The sequence below is a fragment of the Mucilaginibacter mallensis genome (genome assembly GCF_900105165.1).
Lineage (GTDB): Bacteria > Bacteroidota > Bacteroidia > Sphingobacteriales > Sphingobacteriaceae > Mucilaginibacter > Mucilaginibacter mallensis.
Genome location: NZ_LT629740.1, coordinates 4,133,328 through 4,148,067 on the forward strand (window position 1 = coordinate 4,133,328; position 14,740 = coordinate 4,148,067).

Below are 14,740 nucleotides of genomic sequence, written 5' to 3' on the forward strand. Positions count from 1 at the left end.
ACAATAATCTGCTTTAATATAACCCTATAATTATGCCAGTTTTTCGTTTTAGTTGGTTCATTTGTTCATCGGTTCGCTGGTCATTGTCTATACAAATTCCTAACTTCCTAATGACTAATCCTCAAAGCCCGTTTCAATAATATTGATCTTCTCGCTATCCTCAACAAATAATACCGCTATAGCAGCCAGAAACATGAATACGCCTGCCATAACCAAACCGTAAATAGCCTGACTGTTAAAAAAATACTTAACTATTAAACTACCGGTTAAGCTGTTAACAATTTGGGGGAACGTGATAAAGAAGTTGAACAAACCCATATAAATACCAATTTTTTTGGCTGGTATCGAGCTGGATAATATAGCATAAGGCATAGCCAGTATACTGCCCCAGGCCAAGCCTATGCCTACCATTGGCAACAGTAACAGGTAATGATTTTGGATGAAGAATATGGATATTAAACCTATGCCACCCATTACCAGTGAAAAAGCATGGGTACGTTTGCGGTTTATATGCTTAACTATCCATGGTAATGAAAGTGCGTATATTGCTGATACCGCGTTGTAAACGCCAAACATATTACCTACCCAGTTGCCCGAATCATTAAATGCTTTTGAAGAGGTATCACCTGCCGGGATGTGGTACACATGATCGGCTACCGCAGCCGTGGTAAATACCCACATGGAAAACAGCGCGAACCAGGAGAAAAATTGTACCACGCCTAATTGTTTCATGGTTTTTGGCATGTGGGTGAGGTCATAGAAAAACTCAGCTAGGCCACTTTTCTTGTCTGAGATCTCCAGGTCTTCTTCGTGGAAGGTCGCATAAACTTCGGGCGGATACTCTTTGGTTTTAACAACTGTCCACACAATACAGGCTATGAGAACGATCCCGCCGATGTAGAAAGAATATAATAAATTGTCGGGTACGATACCTTTGGCAGCTACCGATGGCACATGAAACCAGTCCACCAAAACAGATGGCAGTGCTGAACCAATGATCGCGCCCACACCTATTAAACAGGTTTGTAACGAAAAGCCCACATTGTGCTGACTATCAGGCAGATTATCAGCAACTAAAGCCCTGAATGGCTCCATGGCTACATTAAAGGATGCATCCATCAGCATTAACATACCTGCACCCACAATTATTGGTGGTATAAGAAATGCCAAACCTGATGAATTAGGTAAAAAACAAAGAGCTAAACCCGATAATAATGCTCCCGTTAAAAAATAAGGGCGACGACGGCCCAAACGATTCCAGGTACGGTCGCTATAATGACCAATGATAGGTTGAATGATCATCCCGGTAAGTGGGGCGGCAAGCCAGAACAGGGATATATTACCTACATCGGCGCCAAAGGTTTCCAGTATGCGACTGGCGTAACCGGTTTGCAGGGCAAAGCCAAACTGGATCCCCAAAAATCCAAAGCTCATGTTCCATATCTGCCAAAAATCCAGCCTCGGTTTCGGAACGATCTTTCTTGTACTCATAATTTGTTATTGAACCAGGATTAAACAGATTTAAAAGATTTGCCTGATATAAATTGCAAGGGCATTTCAATAGTCATGTAATTCGGGTAATTTTTAAATACTTATAATTTGGTTTAGCAAATAACTAAAATTCCAGTAACAATCCACTTGTAGCGTGTAAAAAAATATTAAGGCCCTGCGCAATGTCAGGCGTATTATACTTTACGCCCTTTAACAGATCTGTAAATTCTATACTTCCGCTCAAATTAAATTTGCTTAGCAGATCGCCGGCAAACGTTACTTGTATATTATGTTCATCCCGGTTAAAGTTGGCTATCACCAATACACGTTGTTTATCAGTATAACGCACATAAATATACAGGCCCTGATTAAATCCCGGTTGATGTTCATTGGTCACCATTAACTCATAAAACTCACCTGAATGTATGGCCTCATTATCAATAGCTATATTTAATAGGGTATGATAAAAGTCGCGCAGGTTTTTTTGTTCAATAGATAATTGCCCGCCATCAAACTTACCATTGTTAAGCCATTTTTGATGCTCAGGCACGCCGCAGTAATCAAATATACTGGTGCGGGAGTCGCCGCCAAAACCCATTGAGCCATTCCCCGGTTCACCAACCTCCTGCCCCGAATAGATCATTACCGGGCCGGTATTCAGCGTAGCGGTAACTATCATACCCGGTATCGCGAGCCATGGGTTACCAGCGAAAGCATTATGTGCGATACGCTCCTCATCATGATTTTCCATAAAGCGGAGCATATGTTCATCAATACCTTTAGTTTCGTTATTCCAAACGTTATTGATACTCCATGTAGACGCGCCCCATTCATTGCGGGTAAGTTTCTTTACAGCATCATAAAGTCCTGTTTTATCATATAGGTAATCAAACTTGCCATCAAAAATATATTTGTTGTATAAGCTATAATGATAGGCCTCTCCTATAAATATTAAGTCCGGGTGCACTTCTTTTAGTTTAGGGATGAGCCAACCCCAGAACTCCACCTGTACATACTCTATCATGTCGCACCTAAAGCCATCAACGCCTTTGTTGCTCCAGTAATCTAAAATATCATACAGCTTGTTCCATAGCGGAGGAATAGGATCATAATAGGTTTTGTAATTATTCAGACAATCGAGCCCATAATTGAGTTTAACGGTTTCAAACCAATCATTAATTGATGGCGTGGCTGTAAAGGCATTACCGGTTACTCTGGCCGGATTTTCATCAAACTTACCATCTTTAAGCGGACTGCTGAACCCATCCCCTCCCGGGTTATAGCCCGGCGGCACCACGAACGACTGCCCGCAGACATAATAAAAATCATTTTTAGGGCTGAAAGCTTTAGTATTATCATCATCCTGCCCAATATCACGCACACCTTCAGGCTTGGCATCCGATGCATAGGTACGTGCTACGTGGTTGGGGATAAAATCAATGATCACTTTAAGCCCATTGGCGTGTGTACGTTTAACCAGTTCCTCAAACTCACCAATCCGATTATTAACATCAACTGCCAGGTCGGGGTCTATATCATAATAATCCTTCACCGCATATGGTGAGCCTGCCCTACCCTTTACCACATCAGGATCATCCAGTTTTATGCCGAATTTGGTATAATCGGTCATGGTGGCGTGTTCTATCACACCGCAATAAAAAACGTGGGTGATTCCTAATTTCTTTATCTCGGCGAGGGCCGTATCGTTAATATCATTCAGTTTACCCGAGTCGTTTTCTTCTATCGAACCATAGAACTTATTGGTGGTATTAGCATTACCAAACAAGCGCGGCAATAGCTGGTATATGATGAGTTTGTGTGATTGTGGATCCATTGGGTATGATGAAAATTATAAGTTCCTCTCTTGAGAGGGGGCGCGTGGAATTGCGTGGTGGCAGGGGTGTATTTTACATGTGGCGTAGTAACACACCCCTGCACCCCTCTCAAGAGGGGAATCGCGCAGGCCTTTTATAAACATCTTTTTCATTTTTTATATCACTACTTCGCTGTTCGCTTTCACTAAATACGTTTTATCGTGCACCAACACTGTGGTTTCTATACCAGAAAGGTTTTTGATAGCTATTTGTTCTTTACTCACTCTAACATTTAGCAAACTGTCCCTAAAACCTACATGGAATGAGAATGAGGCCCATTTGCCTGGCAAAAATGGTTTGAATGAAAGTTTGTCATCGCGCATACGCATACCGCCGAAACCTTCAACAACAGCCATCCATGTACCAGCCATGGAGGTGATGTGGCAGCCATCCTCTGTATCGTTGTTATAATCGTCAAGGTCTAAGCGCGCGGTACGCAGATAAAACTCATAAGCTCTTGCTTCATCGCCTAATTTAGCAGCTAAAATTGCATGCAGACATGGCGATAATGATGACTCATGCACAGTACGCGGCTCATAAAAATCAAAGTTCCTGCGGATGGTATCTATATCATACTTGTCCTCAAAAAAGTAAATACCCTGCAATACATCAGCCTGTTTAATAAAGCATGAACGCAGTATCCTGTCCCAGCTCCATTTTTGGTTAAGCGGGCGATCGGATGCGGGCAAGTCTTTTACCAGGATCTGTTCTTTATCGAGATAGCCATCCTGCTGTAAAAATACCTGGTTGCGCTCATCATACGGATAGTACATATTATCAATAATGTGCGTGAACTTGCCAGTTTCCTGCTCCTCGTTAAAGTTTAGTTTGGCGATGAGTTTAGCATATTTATCAGCATCTATGGCCTTTACTTTTTCCATTACCTCCATAGCATATTGCATGCACCAGGTTGCTAAAGTATTGGTATACCAGTTGTTATTGATATTATTTTCGTACTCATTTGGCCCGGTTATGCCCAGCATTACATATTTTTCCTTCTCCGCCGACCAGCTAACCCGATATCTCCAGAAACGGGCAATACCGATGAGTACTTCCAGCCCGTAATCAACCAAATAATCTGCATCACCTGTATAGCGCACGTAATTAAATATGGCGTAGGCTATAGCGCCGTTACGATGTAACTCCTCAAAAGTTATCTCCCACTCGTTATGGCATTCAATACCATTGATGCTTACCATTGGGTAAAGTGCTGCACCATTGCCGAAACCTAACATGCCTGCATTTTGGTAAGCCTGCTCTAATTGTTTATACCGATAAAGCAACAAGTTTTTAGTTACCTTTTGCTCAGCTGTCGAGAGGTAGAACGGCACACAATAGGCCTCGGTATCCCAATAAGTTACACCGCCGTATTTTTCGCCAGTAAAACCTTTGGGGCCTATGTTTAGCCGGTCGTCTTCACCGGTATAAGTTTGGTTAAGCTGGAAAATATTAAAACGGATAGCCTGCTGCGCCGATGGGTCACCCTCGATGATAATATCATTGTGTTTCCATTTCTCTTCCCATGCAGCGGCTTGCTCAGCCAGCATGGTATCAAATCCTTTTTTGCTTACGCGATCTAAAGTAGCTTTAAGATTGATTATTAAATCCTCCACCTTATGATTTTGCGAGGACAGGTTTGCAGCATATTTAAACACAGTAATTGGCTGGCCTTTTTGTGCCTGTAACGTTATTTTTGCACCAATGTATTTCTCCTTTTGGATGATCTCGTGTGCTGTTTCAATCGCTTGTCCATTCTGCAAAATACTGAACTGCATTCCTGTAGCCACATCAAAGCCCGTTTTTTTGGTACGCATTTGTATGTAGCAGTCATTGTCATCGCAACCCTTTGCTACCTCATCCCAAAACTTTTCGTCGTAATTGGCATCCTGGTTAACTACATCGCCATCAATAAAAGGGGTTACAGTTAATGCACCGTCAAAATTTAAAGGCGTAATGGTATATTTTATAGCTCCGGCTTCATCATCAGCCATACTGCAAAAGCGGATAGCTTCAACCTCAACCTGTTTACCCGAATTGTTTTTGGCTGTGAAATTCCTTTTCAAATAACCTTCCTTCATGTTCAGCTCACGGCGAAAGTTGCTTACTGCACATTTAGCCAAATCGAGTTGTTCGCCATCTATCGCAACATCAATACCTACCCAGTTGGCGGCATTCAATACTTTCGAGAAATATTCGGGGTAGCCATTCTTCCACCAGCCAACGCGGGTTTTGTCGTTATAATAAACACCGGCTACATAATTGCCCTGCAAGGTTTCACCAGAGTAGGCTTCCTCAAAATTAGCCCGCTGACCCATCCGGCCATTGCCCAAACTAAAAATGCTTTCAGATATCTTGTTATGAGCGGAGTTAAATCCGTCTTCGATTATCTTCCACTCATCAATTTTTATGTAGTCTTTCATTTATTTTCTATGAATTGTCATTGCGAGCGATAGCGTGGCAATCTCGTCGCGTTCAATATACACGCGACGAGGTTGCTTCGTCGTTCCTCCTCGCAATGACATGGTGGAGCTTATAATTTATAATTCATCCAGCTTCTCAATACTCATCTTATCCAGTCCACTAATTACCAAATTAGCCTCAGTCAACACTTCGGGTGAGCCTATGCCCACCGCTTTCATCCCGCCAGCTATTGCTGCCTCTACCCCTGCTATGGCATCTTCAAATACAACGCAATCAGCAGGTGCAACGCCTACAGCTTCAGCACCTTTCAGAAATACTTCCGGATCGGGTTTGGCTTTTGATACTTTATTGCCATCAATAATAGCATCAAAAAGATCAACCATACCTATCTTCTCCAGTATCATCATAGAGTTTTTACTGGCCGAACCCAATGCGGTTTTTATACCTGCATCACGGCAGGCCTGTACAAATTCTTTTGCCCCCGGCAGTATCTCATCAGGCTTCATATGGCTTATCATCTCTACATACCAGGTGTTCTTTTCAGTGGCAAGTACTTCCTGCTCAGCAGCAGTTTTGGTAATACCGCCCCATTGTAATATCAGTTCGAGCGAGCGCACACGGCTCACCCCTTTAAGTTTTTCGTTTTGTTCTTCGGTAAAATCAAAACCAAGGGAGTTTGCAAGGCGTTTCCAGGCTTTGTAGTGGTATACGGCGGTGTCAACAATAACACCGTCAAGGTCAAAAATACAGGCTTTTATACTATTCATTTATCGTGTTGTACATTTAACACTAAGGTATAGTTTTTTTGGGATTGGAAATGAATAATTAATTAACCATTGTCAATTACGGAAGCGGAGGCATTCTCTGAACAACTAGAATATTGATTACCTATTACATAGTATCCCTTGTCGTGAATGGCATCACTTTTTTGCAGATTAATTTTTAAAGGTATTCAAGAGGCGCTGCGCCGTTTGTCCTGATATAAAAATTAACCAGAAGCAGCATAGCTTAAATCATTTGCATAGCTGCATATCAGCACATCTGCACATTAAATCCATATCTTTGCTTTATCCCAATTATATATACCGTATGGAAAGTGTTGCTGCTTACCGGAGTAAAAATAAAATTCGTTTTGTTACCGCTGCCTCGCTGTTTGATGGGCATGATGCTACTATAAACATTATGCGCCGTATTTTGCAATCGAGCGGTGCCGAGGTGATCCACCTGGGCCATAACCGCAGTGTTGAGGAGGTGGTTACCTGTGCCATACAAGAAGATGTACAGGGCATTGCGCTTACCAGTTACCAGGGCGGCCATGTGGAGTATTTTAAATACATGTATGACTTGCTGCAGGAACGCGGGGCGGGCCATATCAAAATATTTGGCGGCGGCGGTGGGGTAATACTGCCTAAAGAGATTGTCGAATTACAGGATTATGGCATAGCGCGCATTTACTCGCCTGATGATGGCCGCACCATGGGCTTACAGGGTATGATAAACGATATGCTGCTGCAATGTGATCACCCGGTGCGCACGCATTTGAATGGCGAGTTAAAGCATTTGAACGAAAAGGATGGTCAAAGTATTGGGGCATTAATAACACTGGCTGAGGCTGGGAACCTTACCCCAACTCTCTTCAAACGAGAGAGAGTTAGTGTGGGAAAAAGTGAAGCCTTCCCCTTTGGGGAGGATTTAGGTGGGGTTGTTTTAGGCATTACAGGCACCGGTGGCTCAGGAAAATCATCACTGGTGGATGAATTGGTGCGGCGTTTTTTGATGGAGACGGATAAAACCATCGCCATTATATCAGTCGACCCAAGCAAAAGAAAAACAGGCGGCGCATTGCTGGGTGATAGGATAAGAATGAACGCCATTAACTCGCCGAGGGTTTATATGCGCTCGCTGGCTACCCGGCAGGCTAACCTGGCTTTGAGCAAACATGTACAGGAGTCGATTGATATCTGCAAGGCTGCCGGTTATGATCTGATTATAGTAGAAACAAGCGGAATAGGCCAGAGCGACACCATGATAACCGATTATTGTGATGTATCACTATATGTAATGACACCTGAATTTGGCGCGGCCACACAACTGGAAAAGATAGATATGCTGGATTTCGCTGATATGGTGGCCATCAATAAATTCGATAAACGTGGCGCGCTGGATGCTATACGCGATGTGCGTAAACAATATAAGCGCAATCACCAGTTGTTTACTGCCAAGGATGATGAGCTGCCGATATTCGGCACCATGGCATCGCAGTTTAATGATCCGGGGATGAACGAACTGTTTACGGGGCTGCTTGGGGTGATAAAAGTTAAGACTGGAGTTGATTTGATTGGCCCCCGTGTAGAAACTCAATATTTTGCATCTCCCCCAACTGAGAAAAGCTATATCATTCCTCCCGACAGGGTAAGATATTTGGCTGAAATTGCAGAAAGCAGCAAGGCTTATGCTGAATGGGTAGATGAGCAGTGTACGGTTGCTATACAGCTATATAATGTGCAGGGGACGATAGATCTGTTGGAAAAACACACCCCTAACCCCTCTCAAGAGGGGAACAACAATGTAGAGACGCAATACTTTGCGTCTAAAAACCAAAAGCAGGAGACGCAAAGTATTGCGTCTCTACGGGAGATTTATACACACTTAGAAAGCCACCTGCACCCGGAATGTAAACGTTTATTGAATGAATGGCCGGATACCGTAAGGAAATACAAGGCCGAAAATTTTATATATAAGGTACGCGATAAGGAGATAAAACAACCTTTGTTTTACACTTCATTATCACAATTACAGATCCCTAAAATAGCCCTGCCGAAGTATGAGGCCTGGGGAGATATTTTGCGCTGGCTGCTGACTGAGAATTTGCCGGGCGAATTTCCTTATACAGCAGGTGTGTTTCCGCTAAAGCGGGATACGGAAGATCCTACCCGCATGTTTGCGGGTGAGGGCGGACCGGAGCGCACGAATAAACGATTTCATTATGTATCACTCGGTCAGCCTGCGCACAGGCTGAGCACTGCCTTTGATTCGGTTACATTATATGGCGAGGATCCGCATATCAGGCCTGACATTTATGGCAAAATTGGCAATGCGGGTGTAAGTATAGCCACGCTGGATGATGCCAAGAAACTATATTCCGGCTTTGATCTTTGCAGTGCATCAACATCCGTAAGCATGACCATTAACGGCCCCGCCCCTATGCTGCTTGGCTTTTTTATGAATGTAGCTATAGATCAGCAGTGTGAAAAATATATCCGGGAACATCACCTGGAGTATGCGGTGGAGGCGAAGTTTAAGGAGGTATATGATGACAAAAATCTTTCCCGCCCTTATTACGATAGTGAACTCCCCGCTGGTAACGATGGCCTGGGTTTAATACTCCTCGGCCTAACCGGCGATCAGGTACTGCCTCCTGATATCTACGCAAAAATTAAAGCTTACGCCATAGCTACAGTGCGCGGCACCGTACAGGCAGATATTTTAAAGGAAGACCAGGCGCAGAATACCTGCATTTTTAGTACGGAGTTCGCGCTGCGGATGATGGGCGATATACAACAATATTTTATTAAGGAGAAAGTAAGGAACTTTTACTCGGTATCCATATCAGGCTATCATATTGCTGAAGCCGGGGCAAATCCTGTTACGCAATTGGCGTTTACACTATCTAATGGTTTTACTTATGTAGAGTATTACCTGAGCCGGGGCATGCATATTGATGATTTCGCGCCAAATCTGTCGTTCTTTTTTTCCAATGGTATTGATCCGGAATATTCGGTGATCGGTAGAGTTGCCCGCAGAATTTGGGCCAAGGCGGTTAAGAATAAATACAAGGGTAACGATCGTTCGCAAAAGTTGAAATATCATATCCAAACCAGCGGCAGGTCGCTGCATGCGCAGGAGATAGATTTTAATGACATCCGCACTACATTGCAGGCTTTGTATGCTATTTATGACAATTGCAACTCACTGCACACCAATGCTTATGACGAGGCCATCACCACCCCTACCGAGGAATCCGTTCGCAGGGCCATGGCCATACAGCTTATCATAAATCGTGAACTGGGACTGGCAAAAAATGAGAACCCATTGCAGGGCTCTTTCATAATTGAAGAACTTACCGACCTGGTTGAAGAAGCCGTGATGACCGAATTTAAAGCGATTAACGATCGTGGCGGGGTATTAGGCGCTATGGAAACCATGTACCAGCGCAGTAAAATACAGGAAGAATCATTATACTATGAAACCCTTAAACATAACGGTGAATACCCCATTGTAGGCGTTAACACATTCCTCAACAAAAAAGGCTCACCAACCATTACACCAGGCGAAGTGATCAGGGCTACTGAAGAGGAAAAGCAATACCAGATCAGCACACTGCAAGCTTTTCAACAGCGTAACGAAGCCATTGTACCGCAACTGTTAAAAGAGCTGCAAACCAAAGCCATTGCCGGCGACAATATTTTTGAAAGCCTGATGGAAGCCTGTAAATACTGCTCATTAGGGCAGATATCACATGCTTTGTATGAGGTTGGCGGGCAGTATAGGCGGAATATGTAATAGCATTGAAAACAAACGCAACATTAATAATCCCCAACTATGCAGAGCGTGATTACCTCTCGGATACTTATCGCATGGTATCGCTTGTCGCTAAGACGTCACTTTTTTCGCAAGTTGTTTGTTTTTTAAGGCGCTCAAGAGGGCTCCGCCGTTTTGTCTTGACACAAAAAGTAACCAAAAAAGTCAAGACAACAAGGATGCTTCCACCCGCCCTGCCTACGCTGGCCCGCCCTTGTTGTCAGGGCCCACGCTTTTTCTTTTCTATCTTCTGTCAGTAGAACAGCTTCGGGTGAAATCAGGCAAAACGCTGGTGGCCTTGAGACCGGCAGGGCATAGCAGATTTTTACAGAAGCGTAAAGGCTAGGTGTGTAGCGACAGCAGCGTAAAAATATAGCAGCCCAGGTTTTGCCTGATTTGCAGGGCAGGCCAAGTGCGGCAAAGAAGCCTAATCTACTGACTTGATTTTTTGCTACCTTTTGTATCAAGACAAAAGTAGTAGCCTCCGCGGCAATGAGCGGCTTCGAGCGATAAGTAACGTATATGCCTAACCGCTCTGCATAGTCTGGGATTGCTTCGTTCCTCGCAATGACGCTTAATTTTTTTGACTTTCACCTTTTGATCTTTAACTTAAAACTTAAATACCTTGTCCGTCCGATTTTTGATATGGGATTGGGTTGTAACAAAACGGACGACATTACTATTGAATTAATTCTACTTATATAATAATCTTTAAATTATTGAGTTAACCCTTTATTAAACCCCAACCTGCATATGCCCCAACACGTATTTGAACTGGACAGACAAACACGTGAAGACCTGGCCATCTTTCCAAACAACAATGGCGGCCAATCTGTATTAGGGCTTTTTGATTACGCAATTACCATTGGTGGTAAAGAAAAGTTAAGAGATATATTTCTTTCTCCTTTAACCGATGCTGCACAAATTGAGCAAAGAATTAACGCGATAAAATACTTTCAACGTACAGATACAACTTTTAAACCCGACAGGATAGCCTGCGATTGTATTGAATATTATTTAAAACTTGCTCAAAAGCCTACTTCGGTATCAAAAATAAAGGCTATTGAGCGCAGGGCAATGCATTTCATCTTCAATAATGATAATGACTTTTATACCATTAGTAGAGGGATAAATTATAGCCTAACTTTTTTGAATGACCTGCTCCATTTTACAGCCGGTACTGCAAATGATAACCTGCCTGCATTACTGCAAAGTTTTCGGGAGATTATAAATAACACCCTTGAACACCCGGATTTTTCGTTGGTTAAACCGCTATATAACAAGCAAAAACTCAGCGCGATAGACATTGCTAAAGCCGATCATTTATTCAGATACCAGGGCTATGAGCGCATGAAATTATTGCTTGATATAGTTTACCAGTTGGATATTTTTATAACTGTAAGCAACAGGGCAAAGCTGTTTGGTTTTTCCCTGCCGGTAATTAATAAGTCAGGTGAGCAAATATTAAATTTCAAGGGGTTATTCCATCCATTTATTAAAAATCCTGTTGATAACGATATTGATTTTAACACAGCCAAAAACATTTGCTTTGTTACCGGGGCAAATATGGCGGGCAAATCAACTTTTTTAAAATCAGTGGGCATTTCAGTTTTCTTATCGCAACTGGGTTTCCCCGTGCCAGCTACTTATATGGAAACCAGCATTTTCGACGGGCTGATAACTACTATCAACCTGGCTGATAACGTTAATCAGGGAAGCAGTCATTTTTATACCGAAGTATCACGGGTAAAGCATGTAGCTACACAAATGCATCAATCACAAAACGTGGTGGTGATATTTGATGAACTGTTCAGGGGTACCAATGTTAAGGATGCTTATGATGCATCCTTGTCAATCATTTCAGCATTTGCAAAACTGAAGAAAGGCTTTTTTATGATCTCAACCCATATTGTTGAAGTTGCCAATGATCTGGTAGATATTGAAACCATCAACTTTAAATATATGAAGACCGAATTTGAAAATGATATGCCCAAATACAGCTACAAACTTATGGATGGAATTACCGAAGAACGACTGGGTATGTGGATAGTAAAAAATGAAGGCATAGTAGAAATTATTGAAGAATTGTTGCTTAAAAAATAAATTTACCTATGCCCCCTAAACAATGACATTGCTATCACATCTACCAAAAAATGTACTATAATAACCACCTTTATATTCCTGTATTTTTGGTAATGATAGGCCATAACAACACCTATTAAAAAGCTAAAGAGCAATTCACTAACAGTTTTATAGCCTAAATGCATAAAGGAAAATAAGGCTGCAGATATCAATACCGGCCAATGCCTGTTTTTAAAGAATAGCGATAACCGGCTTAATATGTAGCCTCTAAAAACAAGTTCTTCGGTAATACCTGCGGTTATTGCGGCAAACACCAACAAAACGGGATATTGCTGCATAATAACACCCATTTTATGTAATATGCTATTATTCTCATGCAGACCCAGCCATGCCGGTATATGCGCAGCTAATGCCGATGCAAAGCATAGCAGGTAAACACCAACAATCGCTTTTATGTAAAATAGAGCATCGTATTTTTCTTCCTTCCACAGTAGGAATGGCTGCATTTCGCCATAACGTGCATACAGATAAAGTATGCCCAGAACCGCCCATATCAAAAACCGGGAAAAGATGAGCCTGTACAGCAGATCTTGCATGGGTGATAAAAAAAGCAGGGAAAGAAAAGGGTACAGCATTATAGCCAATGCGATACCACTTATCATTAACGTATTGAAACGACGGATGTTAACTTTTTCATCGATATGAATAGTTATGCCATCCGGGATATCATCTGTGCGTATAGGTTCAGGCATTTGTAGGGTTTAATCAATCTCCTAAATATAATAATTGATTAGCATATACCAACAAAAAAGGGATACTTAACCAGTATCCCTTTTGTATGCTTATTGCGTGGTCAGCTGCTGTAATTTACGCTGATCGGGCGGCAGGGCCAGGTATTTTTTATAGCAATCGTTCACATAAACGGCCATTGATACCCTGTCGTTACTTTTTACAAAATCATAAGTTGGGCGATATAAGGTCATAAAGTTTTCCAGCTCCTGCCCTTTTAGCGGCACAAGACTGCCTACATAGGCCATATTGAATGCAGCATCAACTTTTCTATCCTCTTCTTCTGATGCAAAATAGCGTTTCAGGCGGCGGGCATCTTTGGAGTCCTTACTAAACCAGCTACTTGGCGAGAGCACATATACCTTACTTTTCTCATATATTTCAGGATATTCTTCACGCGGATTAAAAGTAGACTTGGTTGAGTTAATATTAACCTCACGCAGCGCGATAGTTAACACCGACATTTTTATCTTTTTAGGTGTCATGTCAACAACATACAATGTATCTGACACATAGCCGGGTGAAGTAAATATTACGATATGCCCCGAGGCCGATTTTATCTGGAAGTTACCGTTTTTATCGGCAAGGCTTAACTGGTTATTATTAATATCGTGGATAAATACATTGGTCAGTTTTGTATCACTCCCGTTTTCATGTACCGATCCCTTTAAGAAGTCCTGCGCATGTACCGAACCAATTGCAAGGGACAATAATGCAATGGCAAAAATTTTCAGTTTCATAGCTTGTGTAAATGTTTATGCTAATCTAACCAAAATTATAGGGTATAGTTTAATATTTAACATATAATTTATGTAAAGAAAGTGCTATATGTTAAGATGGGGAGGGGTGAAAATATAAGTGATTGATTTTATGATTGTTTTGTAATGAATTGATTATTGCCAGGCTTTTGCTTGCGAAGTGCTTATTGAGTCGCGTGAAGCCGCTCATAGGCGCGGAGCCCTATTTCTTTTGTCTTGATACAAAAGAAACAAAAAATCAAGTCAGTCGAAATGCTTCTTTGCCGCACAAGGCCTTTGCCCTGCAAACCAGGCAAAACCTGGGCTGCTATATTTTTACCCTGCTGTCGCTACGCACATGGCCTTTGCGCTTCTGTAAAAATCTGCTATGCCCTGCCACGCACAAGGCCACCATCGTTTTGCCTGATTTCGCCCGAAGCTGTTCTACTGACGAGAAGAAGAGAAAAGAAAAAGCGTCGGCCCTGACAACAAGGGCGGGCCAGCGTAAAGGCGGGAATGCCGGTTTAGCTTTTTGGGTGATGTGAAGGTACGAAGTACCGGAACAGCGAAAAAAGCGTGAAGAACCGGCAGCGCGCGCGGAAGCATCCTTGTTGTCTTGATTTATTCACATGTTGTTTGTTTTTAAAGGTGTTCATGAGCTCCCTCCGGTCGGTTTTTTGGTTACTTTTTGTATCAAGACAAACGGCGGAGCCCTCTTGAGCTCCTTTAAAATATAAACAACTTGCGAAAAAAAGTGACTTCTTA

Annotated in this window: 9 protein-coding genes; 3 read left to right on the top strand and 6 right to left on the bottom strand. The window is 42.4% G+C overall.

Going from position 1 to position 14,740, the window contains the following annotated elements; translation table 11 throughout:
• Window positions 1–114: 114 nt before the first annotated feature.
• The 4 genes from BLU33_RS16595 to pgmB form a co-directional block, all read right to left on the bottom strand.
• On the bottom strand, window positions 115–1,491 hold the full coding sequence (locus tag BLU33_RS16595; RefSeq protein WP_091375445.1) for an MFS transporter: 1,377 nt from the start codon (window positions 1,489–1,491) through the stop codon (window positions 115–117).
• A 124-nt stretch (window positions 1,492–1,615) separates the two neighbouring features.
• Entirely contained in the window at window positions 1,616–3,325 is a 1,710-nt protein-coding gene (locus BLU33_RS16600; RefSeq protein WP_091375449.1) for an alpha-amylase family glycosyl hydrolase, read from the bottom strand.
• A 156-nt stretch (window positions 3,326–3,481) separates the two neighbouring features.
• On the bottom strand, window positions 3,482–5,785 hold the full coding sequence (locus BLU33_RS16605) for a glycoside hydrolase family 65 protein (RefSeq protein WP_091375451.1): 2,304 nt from the start codon (window positions 5,783–5,785) through the stop codon (window positions 3,482–3,484).
• Between the two features lie 117 nt (window positions 5,786–5,902).
• A complete protein-coding gene (gene pgmB / locus BLU33_RS16610) occupies window positions 5,903–6,553 on the bottom strand; it encodes a beta-phosphoglucomutase (protein ID WP_091375455.1) in 651 nt (216 codons plus the stop codon).
• Between the two features lie 322 nt (window positions 6,554–6,875).
• Here pgmB and BLU33_RS16615 point away from each other — a divergent pair, with 322 nt between their 5' ends.
• Together BLU33_RS16615 and BLU33_RS16620 are read left to right on the top strand one after the other, a co-directional pair.
• Entirely contained in the window at window positions 6,876–10,349 is a 3,474-nt protein-coding gene (locus BLU33_RS16615; protein ID WP_091375459.1) for a methylmalonyl-CoA mutase family protein, read from the top strand.
• A 771-nt stretch (window positions 10,350–11,120) separates the two neighbouring features.
• Window positions 11,121–12,470, top strand: a complete 1,350-nt coding sequence (locus BLU33_RS16620) for a MutS-related protein (protein ID WP_091375462.1) — start codon at window positions 11,121–11,123, stop codon at window positions 12,468–12,470.
• Between the two features lie 2 nt (window positions 12,471–12,472).
• Here the strand turns inward: BLU33_RS16620 and BLU33_RS16625 are convergent, their stop codons facing one another.
• Together BLU33_RS16625 and BLU33_RS16630 are read right to left on the bottom strand one after the other, a co-directional pair.
• Window positions 12,473–13,201, bottom strand: a complete 729-nt coding sequence (locus BLU33_RS16625; protein WP_091375466.1) for a CPBP family intramembrane glutamic endopeptidase — start codon at window positions 13,199–13,201, stop codon at window positions 12,473–12,475.
• A 90-nt stretch (window positions 13,202–13,291) separates the two neighbouring features.
• Window positions 13,292–13,978, bottom strand: coding sequence for a hypothetical protein (locus BLU33_RS16630; protein ID WP_091375469.1), 687 nt, complete (start codon window positions 13,976–13,978; stop codon window positions 13,292–13,294).
• Window positions 13,979–14,172: 194 nt separating this feature from the next.
• Between BLU33_RS16630 and BLU33_RS16635 the strand changes: the two genes are divergently transcribed.
• Window positions 14,173–14,520: a hypothetical protein gene (locus BLU33_RS16635; protein WP_091375472.1), complete on the top strand. Its 348-nt coding sequence runs from the start codon at window positions 14,173–14,175 to the stop codon at window positions 14,518–14,520.
• The last annotated feature ends 220 nt before the right edge of the window (window positions 14,521–14,740 follow it).